Source organism: Streptomyces sp. AcH 505 (genome assembly GCF_000818175.1).
GTDB lineage: Bacteria > Actinomycetota > Actinomycetes > Streptomycetales > Streptomycetaceae > Streptomyces.
The window spans coordinates 3,030,920-3,032,124 of record NZ_JTIY01000001.1 but is presented as its reverse complement, the minus strand read 5'-3'; the positions used below and the strand labels follow the sequence as shown (position 1 = coordinate 3,032,124).

The window sequence follows — 1,205 nt, the reverse complement described above, 5'->3', positions numbered from 1 at the left end:
CTCGGCGTCCGCCCCCACCGGGGAGCGGTTGCGACTCATGCCCCGCTGGTCGCTGGGGGTGGGGGTGGGGCGGGAGGGTCCCCGGCTTGGGTCATGGGGCCGGGCATGGGGCGCGGCGGTGGGACGGGTGTGACTGGGGTATCCCCGTGTGGTTTGTGGGGCGGCCGTCGGGCGCCTTTTGCGTCCCCTGTTGCATTAGGCGCGCCGTAGGGGCACATCAGGCGGTGTGGAGCCGCCGACGCGGGGCGGGTGTGGCTCGTGAGGCAGGGATGAATCCGCGCTCCCGCACACCCGCCCGGCGTCGGAGGGCTCAGGTGTCGGTGGGGGTGACGAGGAGGCGGGCGTAGTTCGCCATGGACCTCTGGTAGCGGGGCAGGTGGGGGGCCAGGGCTGTTACGGCGATGGCCACCGCCTCCCGCTCGCGGCCCACGTCCGTCAGGGCCAGCGCCAGGACCGCGCTGATCGCGTCGCTCAAGTGGTCCTCGCCAGCGGCCTGTTCCTTCGTCAACAGCTCGATGGTCTTCTCCGGATGGCCCAGACTCCGGAGCGAGCTGGCCATCTGGATGACCGCCCGTCGGCGCCGCTCCCCCGGCAGCTCCCCCTTCAGCGCCTCCTCGTACAGCGGCACCGCGCGGCTCGTGTGCCCGGTCGAGTCCAGGGCTGCGGCCCGCTCGAAGAAGGCCACCGGATCACCGGCGGGCAGTTCGCCGACGAGCTTGTCCATCGCCGCCAGAAACTCCTCCTCCGGCAGCGTGTCTATGGATGCCCACAACTCGCTGTTCCGCTGTTCCCACTGCCGGTTCATCGGTGTTCCCCTCGTTGGTCGGATCCTGCACCGCCCATCCTGCTGACGCCGCCGCATTCCGGCCACCGATTTGCCCCCACCCCGCCATCAGGGGCTCCGCGCCGGTTGGATGTCCCCCATGGCGCGCCTCACGCAACACGGGACGCAAAAGGCGCCCGACCGCCGCCCCACGAGCCACTTCCCGTCACCCGGGTCACACCCGTTCCACCCACCCTCAGTGACCAGCGGGGCATGAGTCGCAACCGCTCCCCGGTGGGGGTGGACGCCGAGACGGCCCGAGTCCCCCCACGCAACTGCCGCGCGGCACCCGCCGCCCGGCCAAGCACCCGGCACCACGAGCCCAGCTCCCCCGTGGAGCCCCCCGGCCGCCCCCCCCAGCCTTCACTTGCGGTGGAGGGCC

General features: G+C 72.4%; 1 protein-coding gene. It reads right to left on the bottom strand.

The window, feature by feature from the left end:
• Nucleotides 1–310: 310 nt before the first annotated feature.
• Nucleotides 311–805: a tetratricopeptide repeat protein gene (locus HY68_RS13880; RefSeq protein ID WP_041988641.1), complete on the bottom strand. Its 495-nt coding sequence runs from the start codon at nt 803–805 to the stop codon at nt 311–313.
• Between the last annotated feature and the right edge of the window lie 400 nt (nt 806–1,205).